This window comes from Klebsiella sp. P1CD1 (genome assembly GCF_003790505.1).
Taxonomy (GTDB): domain Bacteria; phylum Pseudomonadota; class Gammaproteobacteria; order Enterobacterales; family Enterobacteriaceae; genus Klebsiella; species Klebsiella variicola.
The window spans coordinates 3,267,434-3,286,822 of the sequence record NZ_CP033631.1 but is presented as its reverse complement, the minus strand read 5'-3'; the positions used below and the strand labels follow the sequence as shown (position 1 = coordinate 3,286,822).

Genomic DNA, 19,389 nt, shown 5'->3' with positions numbered 1-19,389 from the left:
ATCCGATGAATAAAGTCATTCGCAAAGGCGATACCCTGCGGGAGTATGGGGGCAGGGTGCTGATGGGGCATTATCAGTGTTTTGGTCTGGGATTCGCCTGCAAGGGCGACCCGGTCAAGTGTAACAAACACGGTATGACGACCATTGCTGAAGGCAGCGCGCGAACCACGATTGATGGCCAGCCGGTTGCGCTGCACGGTCATCGCTGCGCCTGCGGCTGCACGCTGGTCAGCTCTAACCCAGACTGCGGGGTTGATCAGTGAGGCCGGTACCGGAGTATCCCCCGTACGGAGACGCGCGACCGCCTGGTACGGCCAGGTGGCTATCGGCTTCGGCCCTGCTGGTCCTGCTTAGCGGCGGGGTCAGCGCTTTACTTCCCTCGGCAGAAGGAAAAAGCGCCCTGGCCGCCACCGGGATCCTGTTGGCTCTGGTGCTGGCGGGTACCGGCTGGTTGATCCGGCTGCTGTACTACCGCATGAGCGTGCATAACGCCAGGTTCTATGACCAACTGGTAGCATACGAACAACAGCAATGGTGGGCGGAGCATCGGCAGCCGATCGGGTTACAGGAAGTTCTGTTGCTGGGGCCCATGGGCAAAACGACCACTGACTGGCTGCGGGTGCTAAGCCGTCACCAGCGTCCGCCAGAGGAAGAGAACGAGGGCGGCGGCAGGGCGCTGCGAGCGCCATACCTTTCAGTTTCTGAGGCTATCGCCCGCGAAAAACGGCTGGCGGAACTACTGGTGATGGAATGGCAACGACAGCGCAGTGAAAGAACGCTTACGCCGCCGCTGCGTTGCTACTGGCAGGGAACGGAGCTCGCCTGGCAGGCGTTTCGTGCACAGATGACCCTCACTGTTGCGCAGATGACACTACCCTCACGCCCGTATGCCTGGCGTGGGGAGGCCAGCCTCGCGGAGATAGCACACACTCTGGCGGAAGCTGACCCCGATGACACTGTGCTTATCGCCGGATGTCAGGTGGTTGTCGCCCGGACGGGGGCGGTGCAACCCGCCGGAGAGTCTGCGGTACTGTGGCTCGCCGGACGGGACGGTCCGGTGCACCTGACCAGGGGGGAAACCTATTGCGCAGAAAAAGGGGAGGCCCTGACTGCTGTAGCCGCTCGTGTGCTGGAGCAGAACGAACTGAGCGGCCCCCCGGAAGCCTGTGCGCTGTTTTTTCAGCCGGGACTGGAAGCGCTGGCGCATAGCGGTTGGGATATTAACCTATATCGCCAGGATGCCTGTTGGGGAGACATCGGCGAGATGGAAGGCTTGACCGTTCTGTCGCTGGCGGCGAACTACGCCGCGCACTACCAACAACCGTGTGGCTGGCTAGCCCGCGATCCCTTGAATACCCTCGCAATTGGAATTGTAAAACCTGATGGACAACGTCAATAAACCTGCCGCTATCTCTGTGGCGGCTACGGTTATCGTCTGTATTGCTGCGGTCACGCTTCTGGTGCTCCTGGGCGAGCTGGCATGGTGGCTGTGGGCGATGGATCGTGCCACGCAGTGGGAAACGCTGCGCCCGCTTATCGCCATGGGCTTTATTATCTGGGGGATGGCACTCAGCCTGCTGGTACTGGGGTTTATGGCCTTTCGACTGCTGATAAAAGATAAGGTTAAGCCTTCAGCAGCGCCTGTGCGGCAACCCACCAGGCCCGCCGGGCGCGAAGCCCTTTATGCCCCGCTGAAAAAGCACCTTCACGCACGTTACCGCCTGCGCTGGCGCCGCAAAGTCCGCCTGCTGCTGGTTACCGGGGACGATGCAGCAATCGAACAACTGGCGCCTGGTCTGCGTCAGCAGCAGTGGCTTGAAGGTAACCGCACTGTGCTGATTTACGGCGGTAACCTGATCACAGAGCCCGACCAAGAAAAATACGCCGCGCTGCGCAAGCTGCGCCGCGGCCGTCCTCTGGACGGGATTGTGCGGGTGATGCCGTCGTCTCTCACCCTGACGCCGCAGATAAGCGAGAGCGACCTGCGCGGGCTGGAAAAAATCAGCGAACTGCTGCGCTATGCCGCCCCGGTCTGGCTGTGGAAACTGTGCGACAGTGAGTGGCCGCAGGCTGACCGCGCGGTGCAGGCGGTAGGGGTTAGCTTCCCGTTACGCGCTACCGAGGACGATGTCGCCCGTCAGCTTGCGCAGATGCTGCCCACGCTGCGGGAGCAGGGGATGCGCCAGATCGCGGAGGAGACCCGCCACGACTTTCTGCTGCGTCTGGGGCAGCGGCTTATCGACGGGGGGATCGCGCAATGGCGCTGGCAGCTGGCGCCGTGGCTGACCGCCTCGCGGCAGCGGCTTGCGCTGCGTGGCCTGATGTTTAGCCTGCCAGAGCCTCGCGCCAAGGATCCTTATCAGGAGGCGGATACCTCGCCTGCGGGCCAGCCTCATCTCCTGACGCTGCCCGCGACCTGGCAGGGGATCGTCGATGACTGCCGCCGTTTACGCGGGCATCACGTGGGAATGGCATGGGAGCGGGGCCTGGCGTGCGGTCTGTTGGCCATCCTCGGCCTGTGGGCGGCGGGACTGCTGCTCTCCTTTGCCCTTAATTACAGCCAGATTGCTACAGTCGCGGGAAAAGCCCGCGACCTGGTGGCCCACCCCTCCGTTTCTGACTATCAACTGACGGCCCTCCATGCCCTGCGCAATGAGGCCGGCCGTCTCGTGCACGATGGGCAGAATGGCGCTCCCTGGTATCGGCGCTTTGGTCTGGACCATCATCAGCAACTATTAGACGCCGTCCTGCCCTGGTACGGTGTGGCGAATCATCGCCTGATACGTGACCCGGCCAATGCCGCGTTGCAGCAGGCGCTCAGCGCGCTGGTCAACTCTGCCCCCAATAGCGACCAACGAGCCCAGCTGGCGAAACCGGGCTATGACCAGCTGAAAGCCTGGCTGATGATGGCTCGTCCGGATAAAGCCGATGGCGCATTTTTCGCGCAGACCATGAAAACGGTCCAGCCGACGCGAATGGGGATCTCGACCGGTCTGTGGCAAAGTCTGGCGCCGGATTTGTGGGCCTTTTATCTCTCCCTGCTGCCCGAGCGGCCAGAGTGGAAGATCATCCCGGATGCGCAACGGGTGAGTCAGAGCCGTCAGGTTCTGTTGCAGCAGCTAGGTCGCCGCAATGCCGAAAGCACCTTATATGAGAACATGCTCAAATCCGTGCGTCGTAATTTTGCCGATGTGTCGCTGGAAGACATGACCAGTGGCACCGACGCGCGCCGCCTGTTTACCACCGATGAAGTGGTCCCGGGGATGTTTACCCGCCAGGCATGGGAAGGCGGCATTCAGCAGGCCATTGATAAGGCAGCCAGCTCGCGCCGGGAGGAAATCGACTGGGTGCTGAGCGATTCGCGCAAAACGATGTCGACAGACCTGTCGCCGGAGGCGCTGAAAGCGCGTCTGACCCGACGCTACTTCACCGATTTCGCCGGCAGCTGGCTGAATTTTCTCAACAGTCTGCGACTCAACCCGACGACCAATATCGCCGATGTTACCGACCAGCTCACGCTGATAAGCGATGTCCGTCAGTCACCGCTGATTGCCCTGATGAATACCCTTGCCTGGCAGGGGCAGGCGGGGCAACAAAGGGAGGGGCTGTCGGACAGCCTTATTAAATCGGCCAAAGATCTGGTGGGCGGGAAAGACAAGCCGGTCATCGACCAGTCGGCCGCCGGCCCGCAGGGGCCTCTGGATGACACGTTCGGCCCACTGCTCCAGCTGATGGGGAAAAACACGGGCAGCAACGTCATGTCGGCCGATAGCACCCTGAGCCTGCAAACCTATCTGACCCGTATCACCCGCGTGCGCCTGCGCCTGCAGCAGGTTGCGAATGCCTCCGATCCGCAGGAGATGATGCAAACCCTGGCGCAGACCGTCTTCCAGGGGAAAAGCGTCGACCTGACCGACACGCAACAGTACGGTAGCCTGATTTCGGCAAGCCTTGGCGAAGAGTGGAGTGGCTTCGGTAATACTCTGTTTGTGCAGCCGCTGACTCAGGCCTGGGAAACCGTGCTTCTGCCGTCGGCGGCCAGTCTGAATGACAAATGGCGCCGATCGGTGGTCGCCAACTGGCACACCGCCTTTGACGGACGCTTTCCGTTTGCCGCCAGCAAAAGCGATGCCTCCCTGCCGATGCTGGCTGAGTTTGTGCGCAAAGACAGCGGGCGGATCGAACGTTTTCTCACGACGGAGCTGAACGGTGTCCTGCATAAAGAAGGCAGTCAGTGGGTGCCGGATAAGGTCAACAGTCACGGCCTGGTCTTTAATCCGGCCTTTCTGCGCGCCATCAACCAGCTAAGCCAGCTGTCCGACATTCTTTTTACCGACGGCAGCCAGGGGATCAGCTTTGAGTTACAGGCCAGGCCTGCCCCGGAGGTTGTGGAGACACAGCTGACGATAGACGGCCAAAAGCTGCGCTATTTCAATCAGATTGCCGACTGGCAGACTTTCCGCTGGCCGGGGGAGACGTATAAACCCGGCACTCTGCTGACCTGGACCACCGTCAATGCGGGCACGCGCCTGTTCGGTGACTACAGCGGTACCTGGGGCTTTATTCGCTGGCTGGAGCAGGGTAAACGCCAGCAACTCGAACGCAGCCAGTGGATGATGAGCTTCACCGCTCCGGATGGCCGCACCCTGCAGTGGGTATTGCGCTCCCAGCTTGGGAGCGGCCCGCTGGCGCTTCTGGCGCTGCGCGGATTGACCCTGCCGGATCAGATTTTCACTGTCGATGCGGCTGAGAGCGCACAGGCCCTGACGACGGGGGTAGGGAATAGTGACATGGATGAGATGGAATTATGAGCATTTTACAAAATTTGGTTGCCGCCAGTCAGTTGGATGAAAGCGTACTGCAACAGCAGGCCCGGTCACGTCAGGCGCAGTGGCAGTCCTGGCTTGCGCCAATCAGTGACGCCCAACCAACCGGGGACGATCCGGGCTATGACGATGATTTTCAGCGTATCCGCGAGGAGGTCAATAAGATCTCCGGTGTCGATACCGAACTGATTTGCCAGCTGGCAGAAAAACTGCTGACTCAGACCTGCAAGGATCTGCGCGTGATCACCTTTTACGTGTGGGCGCGTCTGCAGCGGGAAGGCGAGAGCGGTCTGGCGGAAGGCGTTACGCTGCTGGCGGCAATGCTTGAGCGGTTTGGGGCTATGCTCCATCCCCAGCGTGAACGTAGCTGTAAATCGGCGCTGGAATGGCTTGGCAGTCGCCGGATGTCGGACAGTCTGTCTCTTTATCCGGAAGTCGACATGACCACTATGCAGGTCATTATCGGGGCGTTATTGCTGGCGGAAGCCTCTTTTGCCGGCTTGGCTGAGGCATCCCGCCCCGATCTTTCCGGGCTATATCAGATACTGGAGAACCGCCTGGTGCAAAACGGCGGAGCCCGCAGTCTGGTGCCGCAGACCAGCCGCGAAGAACACGATCTGCTACCCCAACATGCGGACACCGCGCCGGTAATGCATACCGTCACGTCAGGTCGTGATTTGCTCGATCAGGCTAAGGTGCTGGCGAAATATCTGCGCGAGTGTCCCGGCGGATGGCTGGCAGGTCATCATCTGATGAAGAGTGTGCGTTGGGATACGTTAACGGAGTTACCGCCGCTGGATGCCTCCGGCCGGACACGGCTATTGCCTCCCAAGCCTGAGAGTAAAGCCCATCTTAAGCGGTTGTATTTACAGAAAAGCTGGTCGGAACTGCTGGAGCATACGGACACGCTGTTGGCGCAAGGCGTCAACCATCTGTGGCTGGATGTGCAGTGGTACGCCTGGCAGGCGCTGCTGAAACTGGATGCTGACAGTGTACGTGCCGATATCCTGTGCCGGGATATGAAAGGGCTGCTGGCTCGTCTGCCGGGGCTGGAAACCCTGGCGTTTAACGATGGTACGCCATTCGCCGATGAAGTAACGCTCAACTGGCTTAACGAGCGTATTCTGGATGAGATGGCCGGATGGCAAGATGAGCCGGTAATGGCGGCGACCAGCGCTGATGAGGTGCTGTCGCTGGAGCCAGAAGTGCTCACCCGCGCGGACGATGAAGGTATTGAGTCGGCGCTGAACTGGTTACAGGCGCAGCCGGGCTATACCACCAGCCGCAATCGGTGGCTGATGCGCTTATTGATGGCGCGGGTCAGCGAGCAGTACGGAAAAAATGAAATGGCGCTGCATCTGCTGGCGGAACTCGACAGCCGCGCCCGGGAAATGACGCTCGAACAATGGAAGCCGGAGCTTATCTTTGAGGTCAAAGCCCGCCGACTCCGGCTGCTCAGAGGCAAGGCCGGGCGCAGTGAGGCAGAAAAAAATCGCTTGCTGCCAGAAATGGAGTCATTGCTTGCCGGGCTTATCGCTCTGGATCCCCCTCGCGCTGCGGTGCTGTGCGCATAATTCACGCATCATTCACATTGCACTCCCTGCACCTGCGGTTCTCTGCATATCTGAAAGATATTACTTCTTCTGGTGATTTATGGACGATTTAACCCTGCGTTATTACGACGCTGAAATGCGCTACCTGCTGGAAGCGGGTGAAGAGTTTGCCCGTGCTCATCCTGAGCAGGCGGCAATGCTCAATCTCGACAAAGCGGGCGCCCGCGACCCCTTTGTCGAGCGCCTGTTTGAAGGTTTTGCCTTCCTGATGGGGCGCATGCGCGAGAAGCTCGATGACGATCTGCCTGAGCTGACCGAAGGCGTGGTCAGTCTGCTGTGGCCCCATTATTTACGTACCATTCCCTCGATGTCGGTCGTGGAGTTCACCCCCGACTGGCAGGAAATGAAAGAGCCGATGACGATGGCTAAAGGCTTTGAAGTGCTTTCCCGGCCGATCGGTGAAAAGGGCACGCGCTGCCGGTACACCACCACCAAAGCGATCGCTCTGCAGCCGTTATCTCTTGAGCACGCCCGGCTGGCCACCGATACGGATGGCCGGTCGGTGATCACGCTGCGCTTTACCTGCAGCCAGCTGACGGACTGGAGCCGGGTCGATCTCAGTCATATCCCGCTCTACTGTAACGCCGATGCGCCGCTGGCCTGCGCCATGCACGAGGCCTTTACCCTCAATGTGGCCCGGATGTGGCTGCGCATGTCCGATGAGGTGGACAGAAGGCCGCTGGACGGGTATTTCAGCGCGCTGGGATTTGGCGAGGAGGACAGCCTCTGGCCTGAAGATGGCCGCAGTTTTCGCGGTTACCAGCTGCTGCTGGAGTATTTTACCTTCCGCGAAAAGTTCATGTTCATCGATCTGCGCGGGCTGGAGACGGTGGCTTTTCCGGCCGGACTGGCGTGGTTTGAAATCGACGTCGTGCTGGCGGAACGCTGGGAACATGACTTCCGCTTCAGCGAAAAGCAGCTGCGCCTGCACTGCGTGCCAGTGATCAACCTGTTTCCGCTGGAGTCCGATCCGCTGACCATCAATTCCCTGCAGACCGAATACCCGCTGCGCCCGATGCGCGTGCAGGACGGCCACACCGAAATTTACACCGTCGATTCCGTGATCTCCTCGCACCAGCAGGTTTACGCGCCGTTCTCAAGTTTTCGCCACAAAGGCGGCATGATACGTCATGACGCGGCGGACTATTACTATCATACCCGGGTGCGCCGTGGCCCCTCCGGGCTGTACAACACCTGGCTTATCGTCGGCGGGGAAGCCTTTGACAATCATACCGTACCGGAAGATGAAAGCCTGTCGCTGACCCTCACCGGAACTAACGGCCAACTGCCGCGTCGCGCGCTGCAGAGCACCGTACTCGATACGGTGATGAAAACCACTTCCGCCAGCGTCGCGGTGCGTAACCTCTGCGCACCAACGCTGCCGTGCTATCCCCCGGCCCAGGACCGCTTTCACTGGCGGGTGCTGAGCCATCTGGGCAGCAGTTTTCTTTCCCTGATGGACAACGCTGAAGTCCTGCGCGGCACCCTGGCGCTGTATGAATGGACCGACAGCGAGATGAATCGTCGGCGTCTGGAAGCCATCCTCGACGTGAATCACCGCGCGACAGAGCGCTTTGCTCAGGGCCATCTGGTGCGCGGCGTGCAGATTGAAGTCACCCTCGACAGTCACGGCTTTGCCGGACGAGGCGACATATGCCTGTTTGGCGAGATGCTTAGCCGCTTCTTCGCGCTCTACACCGACATCTATTTGTTCAACCGCCTGATTATCATTCTGCAACCAACCGGAGAACGACTGGAATGGGAAGAGAAGCACAGCCGACGCATTCCCGGCTGAACCCGCGGCTGGAGGCCGACCTGCCGCGGATCAATTTTTACCGCTTCTGCCAGCTTCTGGAAAAACGGCGTCCTGGCCAACCGCTGATGGGGGCGACCAGCCATCCGGCTGACGATCCGGTGCGTTTTTACCCGCATCCGGGGATGGGATTCCCGGCCAGCGAACTCAGAGCCGTGGAATACGATGAGGCCGATGACTGCGGGCCGCCGGTCATTCGCACCACCTTTATGGGGTTGTACGGTGTCGATTCGCCGCTCCCGACGGCATATCTCGATGATATCGCCCAGCGCAGGGAAGGGCATGAAGCGCTGCAGGGCTTACTGGATATCTTCAGCCACCGGATCATGACGCAGTTTTACCGCATCTGGCGGAAATACTCCTGGCCCGCCACCTTTGAGCCTGGCGGCACCGATCGTCTCTCGCAGTCGCTGCTGGGCCTGGCGGGGTTGGGCATCCCCGGCACGACGCAGCATATCGCTTCGCCGGCGTCGCGCTTTCTGGCGCTAACTGGCGTGCTGCGGCAGCCTGGCAAAACCCAGCAGGGGATCCAGGCGCTGGTCACCCTGCTGGCCCCGGAGACCACCGTCAGGGTGAGCCCGTACAGCCTGCGTCCGGTGGCGATCAGTCAGCCGCTGGGGTTTTACGGCGATGACGACTTCTTACTGGACGGCAATATGCCGCTGGGTGACGAAGCGATGGATGCCAGCAGCCAGCTCCTCGTCGCCCTTACCACCGACAATCCCGCGGAGGCGCAGGGCTGGAAGCCTGACGGCCCGCTGTTTCGGGACTTTCTCATCCTGCTGCGGGTATACCTCGGCTGGCGATTCCGGGCCGACATCACCCTGACCGCGCCGACCCGACTGCTGGCTGTCCCGCCGCTGGGGGACGAGCCGTTCTGGCTCGGTATGAACGGCGTGCTGGGCGTGGGTGAGGGCGAGAGTGAGGACGATATTCCTCAGACCTTTACCACCGAGCTGGGTACCTATACGGGCCTGCAGCCTGCCACCTTTCTACAAGGAAACCGACGTGTTACGTACAAGTTTGACTAAAACCGCCTGCCTGCTGCCCCTGCTTGCGCTTTGTCTGAGCGGGTGCGGGCTCACCCAGCGCGTCTCGGAGGGGACCAAAAATGCCTTCAACGCCGTTTTTTATAAGAAAATTACTACGCTGCATCTGGACTTTACCGCGCGCGAAGCGCTCAACACCGATGCCAGAGAGAATCACTCGCTCTCTGAACCGGTTGTGGTGCGCATCTATCAGCTTAAAGATCGCCAGACCTTTGACCGGCTGGTTTACCAGCAGTTGCTGGAGGAGGGGGATATTCTGCTCGCCGCCGATCTCCTCGCCAGTCGCGATGTGGTGATCAGTCCCGGAGGGGATGCCAGTCTGAATATGCAGCTGGAAGCGGAGGCGACGTTCGTGGCGGTTGTCGGCCTGTTCCGCCATCCGGACACAGACAGGAATACCTGGAAGCAGGTGCTGGGGCGTGAGGAATTGGATCCGGACAAGCCGCGCATTTTCACCGCCGAACGCAACCAGCTACGGCTCAGGCCTGAAGCGGCGAAGTAACGTCGAAAACAAACATTTGTGGCGGGGCTATCGCGCCAGTTCGCCCTCAACCTTCGTTAACCAGCGAACGGGCGATAACCATCTTCACCACAGCACAGGGAGATAACGTGACAGCGAGGGAACGTTTTTTTAAGAAACTGCAGCAACAGCAAAATCCGCGGCGGACAGCGGCCCTCGACGGGTCGGTCGCCGCGGATATCGCCAGGTTTCGCCAGCAAATGGCGGGGCTGGCTCAGCAGGTAAGTCAGTGGTTTGACGGAACGGGTATCGAGGTGGTGATGTCGACCCGCCACCTCCACGATCTGAGTACCCTTGGCTACAGCCTCAACAGCGGCATCTGCCGCTACGATATCCCGGCCATTCGTCTGCAAAACGGCGAGCGCAGCGTCAATATCGTGCCGCAGCAGCTGTTGGATGGCGTGGAAAAGGGGATCGTGACGCTGAGTCTCGAGACACCCGGCGGTACGGGCTCCCGGGAGGTGTTTTATCTTAGCCTGGCCCCGGAGGAGGGCTGGATGATCCGCAAGGCGCACCAGCCCCCGCAAGCGCGGCTTATGCTTACCGAAGATCGCTTTTTTATGGCGGTCGACAGCCTGGCCTGACAATCCCTGACAGGCGATGACGTTCCCGCGGCGGCGGTGCAAAGCGCGCATCGCCGCCCGGGGATATCAGGCGCCAAACGCGCCGTCGATGGTGTGCATGGCGCCAGTGACAAATGACGCCTCCGGACCGGCCAGCCACGCCACCATTCCCGCCACCTCTTCCGGGCGGCCATGGCGCTTAATGGCCATAAAGCTGTGCATCAGCTCTTTCATCGGACCGTTCTCCGGGTTGGCGTCGGTATCAACAGGGCCGGGCTGGACGACGTTGACCGTGATGCCGCGCGGGCCAAAATCACGCGCCAGGCCACGCGCCAGCCCCTGCAGGGCCGATTTGCTGACCGCATAGGCTGCCATTCCCGGCACCGGCATGCGATCGCCATTGACCGAACCGATGACAATAATGCGCCCGCCTTCCGGCATGCGGCGCGCCGCTTCCACGGAGGCATGGTAGGGGGCATGAATATTGATGCGGAACAGGCGATCGATGGCATCGCTGTCCTGCTCGAGGGCATCGCCGAAAATGGCGATCCCGGCATTGACCACTAACACGTCCAGCGGGCCGCTGTCGCGGACCAGGCTTATCACCGCATCGCGATCGGCGCTATCCGCCTGCACCGCCGTGCTGCCGGTCTCCGCCGCCAGCCGCTCGGCCGCTTCCGGCGAACCGGAATAGCTAAACACCACCGATGCGCCATCGGCGACAAAACGCCTGACAATCGCCGCGCCAATTCCCCGACTCCCGCCTAAAACCAGCACTGATTTGTTGTGAAACGCTGTCATATCCCACACCTCATGATATTGTAGTGATGATTACAATATGCTGCGGCTAAACAGGCTGTCAAGGATTAATATAGTGACCACTACAAAACAAGGGCGTACTCCGGGACGTCCCCGCCAGTTTGATGCGGAACAGGCCATTGAAACGGCGCAACGCCTCTTCCACGCGCGAGGCTACGACGCGGTGAGCGTGGCCGATCTGACCCAGGCTTTCGGCATCAACCCCCCGAGCTTTTATGCCGCTTTCGGCAGCAAGCTCGGGCTGTATACCCGCGTCCTGCAGCGCTACAGCCAGACCGGGGCCATTCCCATCGACGCCCTTCTGCGAGACGACCAGCCGGTGGCGGCATCGCTCATCGCCGTGCTGCAGGAGGCGGCTCGCCGCTATGTGGCCGATCCGGCCGCTGCTGGCTGCCTGGTGCTGGAGGGGGTACATTGTCAGGATGCTGATGCCCGGGTGGCGGCAGGCGAATGGCATGCTGCGGCGAGAGCCAAAATCCAGCAGTATATCGCCCGTCATCGCCCGCAGGACGCGCTGCGGGTGACTGACTATATGGATACACTGATGCTTGGCCTGTCGGCGAAAGCGCGGGAGGGAGATAGCCTGCCGCGTCTTATGGAGACCGTGCGGCTGGCAGGCCTGGCGCTGGAGCGCATCCTGCCAGCCTGAGTCGTCAGATGGTTTGTCCGCCCGACACCTCGATCCGCTGGGCGGTCACCCAGCGGTTATCGTCGCGCAGCAGGCTGGCGATCATCGGCCCAATATCCTCAGGAACGCCCACCCGTCCCAGCGCCGTCATGGCGGCAAACTGCGCGTTAACCCCCGCGTCGTCCCGCACCAGCCCGCCGCCAAAATCGGTGGCGATAGCCCCGGGGGCGATGGTATTGACGGTGATGCCGCGCCCGCCCAGTTCGCGGGCCATGTACACGCTCAGCATCTCCACGGCCGCTTTGGCCGCAGCGTAGGCGGAGAAGCCAGGATAAGAGACGCGGGTCAGACCGGAGGAGAAGTTAACGATCCGCCCGCCGTCTGCCAGCAGCGGCAGCAGGGTTTGTACGAGGAAAAATACCCCCTTAACGTGGACGTTAAACAGCCCGTCGAACTGCGCTTCGCGCGTTTCGGCCAGCGGGGCGAATTCGCCGTGCCCTGCGTTATTGATCAGGTGGTCGAAAGTGGCCCGCCCCCAGACGCTGGCCAGCGCGCTGCCGAGGCTGTCGGCGAAAGCCGGGAAGCTGGCGGTTTGCGCCATATCCAGCGGCAGGGCGATGGCCTTGCGCCCCAGGGCGCGGATGTCGGCGACCACCTCTTCCGCCTGTTCGAGATTGCCACGGTAGGTGACGATGACATCCCCACCCTGGCGGGCGATATCCAGTGCAGTCTGACGGCCAAGGCCGCGGTTGGCGCCGGTAATAAGTGCAATCTTAGTCATGTTCGGTCCTCTCTGGTATGTTGAGGCTCTACAATAGGGGCCGCGCGTCAGGCCGGGTTGCCCAATCCTTGTTATTTTTTGCCCATTTCTCTCCGTTCACTCCCTTTTCCCGGGATATAGCGCATACTCAGGCTTTAAAACTTGCCTGAAAGGATCTTATGCGCGACGCCCTGTTCGATCTCTGCCGCCGGTTTGCCGATGCTCATGTCGATAGCAGCGGGGTGGCGGTTACCCCGGTTCCCGGCATCACCCTGGTGCGGGCCCTGCATCCTGGCGACCTGCAGGCGGCCATCGCCAGGCCGCTGGTGGCCATGCTGCTCCAGGGGCGCAAGAGCGTGACCACCGGCCTGGCGAGCTTTGACTATGGCCCGGGCGAGGCGATGGTGATTGCCGCGGATGTCCCCACCACCAGCCAGATCACCGAGGCCAGTCAGCGTTTTCCCTATTACGCGCTGGTGCTGGAGCTGGACCTGGCTATCCTGCGCGAGCTGCAGGAGGCCGGGCCGTCAGGGCCGGATGAGGCGCCCCGCGTTGGTATCGAACCGATGAACGCCGATGTGACGGATGCCGCTTACCGGCTGGCAAGGCTGTTTGAACAACCGGGGGCGCTGGCGGTGCTGGGGGAAGGTCTGCGGCGGGAGCTGCATTACTGGCTGTTGCAGAGTGTCCATGGGCCGGCCATTCGGGCGCTGGGCGCCGTAGACAGCTATTCGGCGCGGATCCGCCGGGCGGTGGCGATGCTGCGCCGGGATTTTATGCAGCCAGTCAGCGTCGACGCCCTGGCCGACGCCGCCGGGATGAGCGTCTCTGTCTTTCACCGTCATTTCCGCGCCATGACTACGCTGTCGCCGCTGCAGTTTCAGAAGCAGTTACGCCTGATCCACGCCCGCCGCCTGATGTTGGCGGAAGGGATGAGCATTGCCCAGGCTGCCGGGGAGGTGGGCTATATCAGCGTGTCGCAGTTCACCCGGGAATACGCTCGCCTGTACGGCGCGCCGCCGGGCCGCGATCGTCGACGGGAAAAAATGAGCGCCTGACCTGGCGCGCGGGCTGGCGGCAGCTCATCCCTGAGCCTGACGCCGGTGGTTTAGTCCGCGATTTTCGCCGTGATATGCACTTTGTTGCCCATCCGCGCTTCAGTGATGCGATAGGTAGTCGCGCCCTCGCGGGCGGCCTGCTGGCGGATTTTGCTCTCCGCATGGTCCAGGGTATCGCCGGTGGCGGTGATGGTTCTGGCATTTGCCGCCAGGGGCAGCAGACAACTCAATACGATCAGTGGAATCAACTTGTTCATCGTCATTCTGTCCTGTGAGAGAAAATCAGCGCGCGGTCTGCAGCCAGCCGGCAATGTCCTGGGTCGGCTGCTGGTGGCGGGCATTCCAGGTGTCGCCCATCGGCCACCACACGCCATCCCCCCGGGCGAAGGCGGCGCGATAGCGCAGCATGGCGTCATCCGGGTTTGTCCGCAGCTGCTCCAGCAGGGCGGGCAGGGTGTGGACGGCTTTGCTGAACGTCTGCTGCGTTACACGCTCCACGGTATCTGCCAGCTGCCGGTAAGAGGTTGTTTCGCCGGCAACAAACACCACCTCGTTGACGATCCGCGGCTGATGCAGATAAATCGCCGTGGTCAGGCGGCCAATATCCGCCGGTGAGGTGACGGTCACCTGGGTATCCCAGCTGCCAAGGGCGTGAAGGGTTCGGTTGGATAAATTCACTACATCGAAGTCTGGTTCGAAGAGAAAGCTGGTAAACATCCCGGTGGAGACAATGACCCACTCCGTGGCCCGCTGCGCGCGCAGCAGGGTCCGGACATCGTACTGCTCGTCCCAGACCGGCTGACCGCTGCCTTTGCCAACCACATCGTAATTGACGCCAAACTGCCAGGGAAAATAGCGGGGTACCCCGGCCGCCAGCACCGCGCGGGTAATTTTCAGCTGTGTCCCCGGACCGGCGACAAACCCCATGCAGTTAATCACGGTGGTGAATCCGCGAAACTGATCGGCCAGCGTCTCCATGGCGCTACCGGCGATGTCGACGGCGAGGAGGGTGGCTTCGGCGTCGGCCAGCGCCTGATGGTTTGCCGACCGCAGCTGGCCGGCTTCATCCCTGGCCGCCGGCGAGACGATAACCGAGACCGTGCCCTGGCGCTGGATCACCGCAGGCACCAGCGCATCGAGAACGGCGGCGCCCAGTTGTCCCGCTCCCAGCACCAATACCTTTTCCTCATGATTAAGATTATCAGTTTTCATTTTGACTCCTTGCTCAGTTAATCCTTGTATTGACGGGCTACAGGCTCAGTGTAGGGGGGCGGGCATCATTCGATAAGAACAGGATTTCGGGTTAGACTGTTCGTGATAATGGGATAATAATTGCCGGGGGAGTACGAAATGGACAGACTGGATGCCATGCAGTTGTATGTTGCGGTTGTGGATGCCCACAGCTTCGCCCGTGCGGCGGAGGTGCTCGGGCAGCCGCGCTCCACGGTATCGCGGGTGGTGAAGGAGCTGGAAGCCTGGCTCGGGGCGCAGCTTCTCCAGCGCACCACCCGCAAGCTCAGCGTGACGGCGGAGGGTCGCCGGTATTATGAGGAGTGTAAAAGGCTGCTGGCCGAGATGGCGGCGATGGAAGCCTCTTTTCCCGGGCGCTCGGCTCAGCCCGCCGGGCGATTCAAAGTGGGGATGCCGCAATCCCTTGCCCGCCACTGCATTCTGCCGAGGATCGGCGAGTTTTTGCAGCAGTATCCCGACCTGGAGCTGATCCTCTGCTCAAGCGACAACGTTGAAGATATTATCCAGGAGGGGTATGACTGCGTGATCCGTACCGGGCGGATCGAAGATTCCACCACCCTGGTGGCGCGTCCTCTGGCTCGCTACCGCTGGATGGTCCTCGCCTCGCCGGCCTGGCTCGCGGCCCACGGCCGGCCGCAGAGCATCGACGATCTGCACCACCACCGGGCGGTGGGCTACCTGAACCACCGTACCGGGCGGACCATCGACTGGCTTTTCTCCCTCGATGACGGCGACTGCGCGATCCGTATGCAGGAGACGCTGGTGGTCGACGATACCGATGCCTACATTCAGGCCGGCATTCAGGGGCTGGGCCTGATCCGCGTCGCCAGCTATCTGGCGCAACCTTATCTGCAGAGCGGGGCGCTGGTCGCCTGTCTGGAGCAGGCCGCTTCTGATCTTCCCTTGTCGCTGGTCTATCCGCAAAACCGCTATCTGCCGCCGGCGGTGCGCGCGTTTTATGACTGGAGCAGGCGCGTTCTGCAACCCCCGCTCAGCGAGGCCTGATGCCGGGGCATCGGCCCGGTTATTGACCGCGCATGGCCTGTTTTAACTTCGTCACCAGCCAGTTCAGCGCCGGATCCTGCGCCCGGCGTTTGTGCCGCAAAATGCACAGCGTAAATTCCGGATACGCTACCGGCGGAGCGTCCGCGCGCAGCGCATACTGCGCCTGCCAGCGCTGCGCCAGCCCCTGCGGGACGGTGGCGAACAGCGGCAGGGTGGTCAGCAGCAGGGGAAAGGTGGAGAAATTCTGCGTGGCAAAGCGCACGCGCCGCTCGAGTCCCTGGCTGGCGAGCTGGCGGTCTATTTCCCCGTGGCCGGTTTCGCGATAGGCCACCATCACATGTTCCCAGGCGACAAAGTCGCTCACCGACAGCGGCCCGCGACAGGGGATCTGCTGCGGCGACCACAGGGTGGTGACTCCCATGGTCATCACTGGCTCGCTGACCACCTCCCCGCGGCTCTGTTTGTTGACAGACACCGCGACATCAATGCGCTCCTCCTCCAGCAGCTGGCGAACCTGGAAGGGGTCGGCGGCTATCGACTGCAGTGAGACCCCGGGCGCCTCCTGCATCATCCCGGGTAACAGCTGGGGCATCAGCCAGTGTTCGCTCCAGTCGCTGAGGCCGATGCGAAAAAGCTGCTGTGCGCGCGCCGGGACGAACTCCCCGGCGCCAAACATCGCCGAATGCAGGTTTTCCATCAGCGGCTGCAGGTCGGTCATCAGCGCTTGCGCCCGCGGCGTCGGCAGCATGCCTCTGGCGCTGCGCACGAACAGCGGGTCGTCAAACATCTCGCGCAGCCGCTTCAGCGCCCCGCTGATAGCCGGCTGGCCAAGGTGCAACACCTCTGCGGTGCGGGTGACGCTCGCTTCGCGGTACAGCACCATCAAGACCGTCAACAGATTCAGATCGATACGACTAAAATCATTTTCAATGATTTTCTTCATTATGATAATCAATTTGAATGTGGGTTATCCCGGCAGCATAGTGAATCTCACCCCGATAAATCAACCAGCGCAATGCGCGCGGAGGGTGTGATGCAAACTTACCAGACAGGCGATAACCTGATTTTCAAAGTGCCGGAGCGCGAGATTACCCTGCAGCCGGCGGCGCTCTATCCAGAGGCGTTCCCGGTAGCGGAGGCGGACAACGTTAGTCAGTCGATTGCGCTGTCGATCCACAGCTGGGTGGTGCAGACTCCCCACGATCTGATTGTTATCGATACCGCCACCGGCAACGGTCGGGAGCGCGGCGGCAATCCGCTCTATCATCAACTTAACACGCCGTATCTGGAGAATCTCCGCGCCGCGGGAGTGAACCCGGAGGACGTGACCCTGGTGCTACTGACCCACCTGCATACCGACCATGTCGGATGGAATACCGTCTGGCAGGACGATCGCTGGGTGCCGCTGTTCCCCAACGCCCGCTACCTGTGCTCGGCAAAAGAGCTGACGCGGGTGAAAAACAGCGAACGCTACCGGGCGCTGTGGCTCGACAGCCTGCTGCCGGTGATCGAGGCCGGCCAGCTGGAAACCGTCGATGTGGCGGCCCGGCCGCGGGTCGGCGGGCGGATCGCCTTTGTTCCCACCCCCGGCCACAGTCCGGACCATGCCGCGCTAATCCTCGCCGCCGGAGATGATTACGCCTGTTTCTCCGGCGATCTCCTTCATTCCCCGCTCCAGTTTGCCCATCCGCAGTGGAACTCAGCGTTCTGCGGCGATCCCCGGCAGGCGGAAGCCTCGCGACGGGAGATGATGGCGTGGGGAGCCAGCCATCATGCTCAATGGTTCACCGGGCATTTTGCCGGGTCTTCCTGCGGCTGGCTGGAGGAGGATAAGCAAGGTGACTATCGCTGGCGAGAGGCCGGGCAACAGGCTGCAGATAAGGGGAACAGTGATGAATAATGCGCAAAGCGTGTTGGTTTTTGGCGCGACCGGTCAGCAGGGCGGCTCGGTGGCGCGGGCGCTGCTGCACCGCGGCTGGCGGGTTCGGGCGCTGGTCAGGGATCCTTTCTCCGCCGGGGCCGCTGCGCTGGAGGTGCGGGGAGCCGAACTGGTCGTGGGTACCTTTGAAGACCGGGCGGCAATGCGGTCGGCAATGGCCGGGGTCGACGGCGTCTTCAGCGTCCAGCCTAGTTCGCCGGGAGGGACGGTGACCGATGAGCAGGAGGTACGCTACGGGATAACCATCGCCGATCTCGCCGTCGAGTGCGGGGTGAAGCATCTGGTGTACAGCTCCGGCAGCGCGGCGGGGGAGACGCCCACCGGCGTAGCGCATTATGACACCAAAGCGGAAATTGAACGGCATATCCGCCGCCTGCCGCTGGTGGCGACCATCGTGCGTCCCGCCACCTTTATGGAGCTGTTGGTGATGCCCGGTTTTGGTCTTGATGAAGGTCATTTTCACTTTTTTATGCTGCCGGAGGGGAGGATGCAGGTGCTGGCGGTGGAGGATATCGGCCATCTTGTCGCGGCGGTTTTTGCCGCGCCAGCGCGGTTTGCCGGCAAGACGTTTGAGATCGCCAGCGACAGCGTGACCGGCCGTCAACTGGAGGCGTTATTCTCCGCGGCGGCGGGACGGCCGATCCCCTATTCGCGATTTTCCGATGAGGTGCTGGCCGCCAGCCCTTTTCTGCACAAGCTGACCGGGCTGGTGGACGACGGGCGGCTGGCCGGGCACGCCGACCTCGACGCCATGCGCCAGCTGCACCCGCAGCTGCACACCTTCGCCGGCTGGCTGTCCGGCCCTGGCCGTCCCGCCTTCGAGCGGGCGCTGACCAGCGGGGCCAACTGGGCGTTTAATCGTTAAAGGCGGGCGTACCGGTCACTCTCGAGGCGCGCTGTCTCGTCGGTGGCTGGCCGCCGCTAGGCGGCAGTCAGGATCGCGTCGGCCAGCACCGCTAAAATCCGCTCTGCGCGCGGGGCATGGGACGGCTGCTCCCGTAGCCAGGCAAGCGCGGCAATCAGATCGAACAGTTCGTCTCCGCTGAGATCTGGCCGTGCCTGCCCGGCCTGCTGCGCGCGGGTCAGCAGCGACGTACCGGCGGCGCGCAGGGCAACGCAGGCGCTGTGCAGGGCGGACTCAGGATCGTCGATGGCGCTCATCAGCGGGGCGATGATCCCGCGATGCTGGTGGGTAAACGCCACGCTCTCGGCCAGCCACTCCAGCAGCCCCGCGGCAGGATCGGCGACGAGCAGAAGCGACTCAGCCCGGGCGGTTAGCGCCGCAAAGCGGCTGCGGAGCAGGGCTTCCAGCAGGCTGTCGCGGTTGGGAAAGTGGCGGTAGAGGGTTCCCATTCCGACCCCCGCCCGGCGGGCGATATCGCGCAGCGAGGCCTCGGCGCCTTGCTCCACAAACACTTCCCGGGCCACGTCGATCAACAGATCATAATTTTTTCTGGCATCAGCTCTCATTGGCGTTCCTTGACAATCGGAGCACTGCTCCATATATTCGGAACAGTGCTCCGTTAAATGTAACGCATTTCCATA

Annotated in this window: 19 protein-coding genes; 13 read left to right on the top strand and 6 right to left on the bottom strand. The window is 61.9% G+C overall.

The window, feature by feature from the left end:
• The first annotated feature begins 5 nt into the window (after nt 1–5).
• The 8 genes from DTA24_RS16420 (at nt 6) to DTA24_RS16385 (ending at nt 10,405) form a co-directional block, all read left to right on the top strand.
• Entirely contained in the window at nt 6–263 is a 258-nt protein-coding gene (locus DTA24_RS16420; protein ID WP_002902252.1) for a PAAR domain-containing protein, read from the top strand.
• Nucleotides 260–1,399 carry a hypothetical protein gene (locus DTA24_RS16415; RefSeq protein WP_123836957.1) on the top strand — a complete coding sequence of 380 codons (1,140 nt, stop codon included), beginning with the start codon at nt 260–262 and terminating at the stop codon, nt 1,397–1,399. Before DTA24_RS16420 ends, DTA24_RS16415 begins: the two co-directional genes overlap by 4 nt.
• On the top strand, nt 1,383–4,811 hold the full coding sequence (locus tag DTA24_RS16410; protein WP_123836956.1) for an ImcF-related family protein: 3,429 nt from the start codon (nt 1,383–1,385) through the stop codon (nt 4,809–4,811). Before DTA24_RS16415 ends, DTA24_RS16410 begins: the two co-directional genes overlap by 17 nt.
• On the top strand, nt 4,808–6,400 hold the full coding sequence (gene tssA, locus DTA24_RS16405; RefSeq protein WP_044613367.1) for a type VI secretion system protein TssA: 1,593 nt from the start codon (nt 4,808–4,810) through the stop codon (nt 6,398–6,400). Before DTA24_RS16410 ends, tssA begins: the two co-directional genes overlap by 4 nt.
• A 79-nt stretch (nt 6,401–6,479) precedes the next feature.
• Entirely contained in the window at nt 6,480–8,234 is a 1,755-nt protein-coding gene (tssF, locus tag DTA24_RS16400; protein WP_110196345.1) for a type VI secretion system baseplate subunit TssF, read from the top strand.
• A complete protein-coding gene (tssG, locus tag DTA24_RS16395) occupies nt 8,198–9,283 on the top strand; it encodes a type VI secretion system baseplate subunit TssG (protein ID WP_008805176.1) in 1,086 nt (361 codons plus the stop codon). Before tssF ends, tssG begins: the two co-directional genes overlap by 37 nt.
• Nucleotides 9,261–9,803 (top strand): type VI secretion system lipoprotein TssJ, encoded by a 543-nt coding sequence (gene tssJ / locus DTA24_RS16390; protein ID WP_123836955.1) that lies wholly within the window; start codon nt 9,261–9,263, stop codon nt 9,801–9,803. Before tssG ends, tssJ begins: the two co-directional genes overlap by 23 nt.
• 107 nt (nt 9,804–9,910) lie before the next feature.
• Nucleotides 9,911–10,405: a hypothetical protein gene (locus DTA24_RS16385; protein WP_023340034.1), complete on the top strand. Its 495-nt coding sequence runs from the start codon at nt 9,911–9,913 to the stop codon at nt 10,403–10,405.
• Between the two features lie 66 nt (nt 10,406–10,471).
• On the opposite strand, the gene bdcA is transcribed toward DTA24_RS16385, so the two are convergent.
• The gene (bdcA, locus tag DTA24_RS16380; RefSeq protein WP_008805173.1) at nt 10,472–11,185 is read right to left on the bottom strand and encodes an SDR family oxidoreductase; all 714 of its coding nucleotides are present in this window, start codon (nt 11,183–11,185) and stop codon (nt 10,472–10,474) included.
• A 73-nt stretch (nt 11,186–11,258) separates the two neighbouring features.
• Here bdcA and DTA24_RS16375 point away from each other — a divergent pair, with 73 nt between their 5' ends.
• Nucleotides 11,259–11,852 (top strand): TetR/AcrR family transcriptional regulator, encoded by a 594-nt coding sequence (locus DTA24_RS16375; protein WP_048289886.1) that lies wholly within the window; start codon nt 11,259–11,261, stop codon nt 11,850–11,852.
• A gap of 4 nt (nt 11,853–11,856) precedes the next feature.
• Here DTA24_RS16375 and DTA24_RS16370 read toward each other — a convergent pair whose 3' ends face one another.
• Nucleotides 11,857–12,612 carry an SDR family NAD(P)-dependent oxidoreductase gene (locus DTA24_RS16370; RefSeq protein WP_032735404.1) on the bottom strand — a complete coding sequence of 252 codons (756 nt, stop codon included), beginning with the start codon at nt 12,610–12,612 and terminating at the stop codon, nt 11,857–11,859.
• A 158-nt stretch (nt 12,613–12,770) separates the two neighbouring features.
• Between DTA24_RS16370 and DTA24_RS16365 the strand changes: the two genes are divergently transcribed.
• On the top strand, nt 12,771–13,649 hold the full coding sequence (locus DTA24_RS16365; protein ID WP_012968392.1) for an AraC family transcriptional regulator: 879 nt from the start codon (nt 12,771–12,773) through the stop codon (nt 13,647–13,649).
• 50 nt (nt 13,650–13,699) lie between these two features.
• On the opposite strand, the gene DTA24_RS16360 is transcribed toward DTA24_RS16365, so the two are convergent.
• Both DTA24_RS16360 and DTA24_RS16355 read right to left on the bottom strand, forming a co-directional pair.
• Nucleotides 13,700–13,906 carry a DUF1471 domain-containing protein gene (locus tag DTA24_RS16360; protein WP_004179576.1) on the bottom strand — a complete coding sequence of 69 codons (207 nt, stop codon included), beginning with the start codon at nt 13,904–13,906 and terminating at the stop codon, nt 13,700–13,702.
• Nucleotides 13,907–13,931: 25 nt separating this feature from the next.
• On the bottom strand, nt 13,932–14,861 hold the full coding sequence (locus DTA24_RS16355; protein ID WP_117139048.1) for an aromatic alcohol reductase: 930 nt from the start codon (nt 14,859–14,861) through the stop codon (nt 13,932–13,934).
• A 138-nt stretch (nt 14,862–14,999) separates the two neighbouring features.
• Here DTA24_RS16355 and DTA24_RS16350 point away from each other — a divergent pair, with 138 nt between their 5' ends.
• Complete coding sequence (locus tag DTA24_RS16350) at nt 15,000–15,905, top strand: LysR family transcriptional regulator (RefSeq protein ID WP_046882205.1); 906 nt, start codon at nt 15,000–15,002, stop codon at nt 15,903–15,905.
• Between the two features lie 19 nt (nt 15,906–15,924).
• Here the strand turns inward: DTA24_RS16350 and DTA24_RS16345 are convergent, their stop codons facing one another.
• Entirely contained in the window at nt 15,925–16,848 is a 924-nt protein-coding gene (locus DTA24_RS16345; protein ID WP_123836954.1) for a LysR family transcriptional regulator, read from the bottom strand.
• Nucleotides 16,849–16,935: 87 nt separating this feature from the next.
• On the opposite strand from DTA24_RS16345, the gene DTA24_RS16340 reads away from it, so the two are divergent.
• Entirely contained in the window at nt 16,936–17,805 is an 870-nt protein-coding gene (locus DTA24_RS16340) for an MBL fold metallo-hydrolase (protein WP_164481341.1), read from the top strand.
• Nucleotides 17,798–18,709: an NmrA/HSCARG family protein gene (locus tag DTA24_RS16335; protein ID WP_032732883.1), complete on the top strand. Its 912-nt coding sequence runs from the start codon at nt 17,798–17,800 to the stop codon at nt 18,707–18,709. Before DTA24_RS16340 ends, DTA24_RS16335 begins: the two co-directional genes overlap by 8 nt.
• A gap of 56 nt (nt 18,710–18,765) precedes the next feature.
• Here the strand turns inward: DTA24_RS16335 and DTA24_RS16330 are convergent, their stop codons facing one another.
• A complete protein-coding gene (locus DTA24_RS16330; RefSeq protein ID WP_101825104.1) occupies nt 18,766–19,314 on the bottom strand; it encodes a TetR/AcrR family transcriptional regulator in 549 nt (182 codons plus the stop codon).
• Between the last annotated feature and the right edge of the window lie 75 nt (nt 19,315–19,389).